Origin of the sequence: Chryseobacterium lathyri, assembly GCF_030812195.1 — a bacterium.
Classification (GTDB): domain Bacteria; phylum Bacteroidota; class Bacteroidia; order Flavobacteriales; family Weeksellaceae; genus Chryseobacterium; species Chryseobacterium lathyri_A.
In genome coordinates this window covers 1-2,326 of sequence record NZ_JAUSSF010000007.1, presented here as the reverse complement: position 1 = coordinate 2,326, position 2,326 = coordinate 1, and the positions used below count along the sequence as shown (strand labels likewise).

The window sequence follows — 2,326 nt, the reverse complement described above, 5'->3', positions numbered from 1 at the left end:
AATGATTTAAAAAAAAATTACTTAAAATGACAGCACAAGAAGCTTTTAATCAATTAGACCCTAAGAAATGGGCAGAAACTTCAGTAGTGGAAAAACTACATTTACTGGAAGAAGTACAGAATAACCTGAAAAAGTATGCAGACGATTTGGGTGCCTCTGATCAGAAAATGAAAAACACCCTCATGGGTGAAGACATTTACACACATGCCGAATCAGTATTTGCAACGGCAGTTCCCTTGGCAGGAAACGTTTCGGCCTGCATACAGCTTTACGAATCCATCGCGAAGGGTGAAATGCCAAAACCTTTGAATATTACCAAAGTAAATGACGACACCTATGATGTACACGTATTCCCAATGGATGCCAAGGATAAAGTGCTCAGCGGAACACAAAGCGGACATTTACGTGTAAAAGGAACTCCGAAGCAGGTAAATCCTTTAGAAAAGCCAGCCGGAGTAACAGCCATTTTGGGTGCCGGAAATTACAGTTCATCACTCGAAATGGTAAAAGCACTTTTTTACGATAACAAAGCTGTCATCCACAAGCCGCATCATCTAAATGAAGAAACCGATGCTATCTGGGAAAAGATTTTCCAGCCTATTATCGATTTTGGAGCCTTACGCTTTGTTTCCGCAGATCAGGGACGAGAACTTACAACAAATGATGGTTTAACGGCCATCTATTTCACAGGGGGAACAGAAACGGCCAAAGCAATTATGAGCAATACCAATACCCATATGGTAGCAGAGTGTGGTGGCAATAACCCTTGCATTATAGTTCCTGGCGACAGACCCTGGACGAAAAAAGAAATGGAACATCAGGCCAATCAGATTGCTACCGTTGCCAAGCTCAATGGCGGTGCTGTATGCGGCCGCCCGCAAACTTTGGTGACTTCCAGACATTGGGAGCAGCGAAATGAATTTTTAAATGCTCTGAGAAAAGCTCTATCTGAAGATACTCCGGCTGCCGGAGCCTATTATCCAGGAACAGACAAAGCAGAGGAAGGTTTCAAAAAAGCCTATCCGAATGCAGAAGTTTTAAAACCTGAAAACGGCAGATTCAAACATGCCAATTTTATGTTTATTACAGACTGTGAAGAAGACAGCTATGCCACACAAAATGAAGCATTTTGCCAAATTATGGATGAAGTTGCATTAGACGTACCAGCCAATGCCAAAGATTTTTTACCAAAAGCTACTGCATTTTGCAATGATAAATTATTGGGCTCATTGGGATGTATGCTTCTGATAGATGAAGACACCAAAAAGGCCCACCAATATGAATTAGACACAGCCGTTAACGATTTGAAATATGGAGGAATAGCCGTAAACACTATTCCTGTATTTGTATTTTTAAGCCCATATCTGACTTGGGGAGGAAATGAGCAAGGTAAAGAAATGGTATCCGGTTCCGGTAATTTCGGAAATCTGTTGGGATTTGAAAACATTGAAAAATCAATTGTTTACGACAAATTTGTATCCCCGGGACATATGCTTCGTACCAACCAGAAGGCATTTGACCATCTGGCAAAAAACATGGCAACCTATTCTATGGAACCTACCTGGAGAAACTTAACAAAAATGGCAGGAACAGCAATGATAGACAGCTTAAGAAAGAAAGATTTTTAATTTAGCACCTCAATACATACAATGAGAAAAACAATTTTAATTACAGGATGCGGCAGCGGTATCGGACGTATGACTGCCAAATATTTTCAGCAGAAAGGATGGAATGTGGCAGCCACTGTCCGCTCTAATCCGGAACAGGATACAGAGCTTAACAGCCTGGATAATGTACAGGTCATGGCACTGGATGTTACCAAAGAAAATACTATTCAATCTGCTGTACAACAAGCCGTTGAGCGGTTCGGAAAAATTGATGTGCTCCTCAACAATGCAGGATATGGTTCCTATGGTATCCTGGAGGCAACCCCTGAACAGGCTATCAGAATGCAGTTTGATGTCAATGTAATCGGCACCCTGCTGGTAGCTAAAAATATCATTCCCATCATGAGAAAGCAAGGTGAAGGGACCATTATCAATATTTCTTCAATGGGAGGTAAAATTTCCTTCCCATTAGGAACGTTGTACCACGGTTCTAAATTTGCAGTGGAAGGGCTGAGTGAAGCGCTTTCATTTGAATTGGAAGCCATTGGCATCCAGGTAAAAATGATTGAACCGGGAATGATCAATACGAATTTTGAGGAAACTGTAATGCAGAATATGAATGTGGATCCTACACAGACTGAATATGCTCCGTTCCTGGAAAAGGTAATGAAGGGAATGCAGCAGGCAGGAAGCCAGAATTCGGAGCCAATTGTAGTGGC

Annotated in this window: 2 protein-coding genes; both read left to right on the top strand. The window is 41.6% G+C overall.

Annotated elements, in window-relative coordinates:
* Window positions 1-26 precede the first annotated feature (26 nt).
* A complete protein-coding gene (locus J2T03_RS20480; RefSeq protein ID WP_307221363.1) occupies window positions 27-1,628 on the top strand; it encodes an aldehyde dehydrogenase family protein in 1,602 nt (533 codons plus the stop codon).
* A gap of 21 nt (window positions 1,629-1,649) precedes the next feature.
* A partial coding sequence (locus tag J2T03_RS20475) for an SDR family oxidoreductase (RefSeq protein WP_307221361.1) occupies window positions 1,650-2,326 on the top strand: 677 nt, incomplete at its 3' end.

What these genes read in the sequence shown, in the direction of transcription:
- J2T03_RS20480 (WP_307221363.1), top strand. Translation starts at nt 27, where the DNA reads ATGACAGCACAAGAAGCTTTTAATCAATTAGACCCTAAGAAATGGGCA.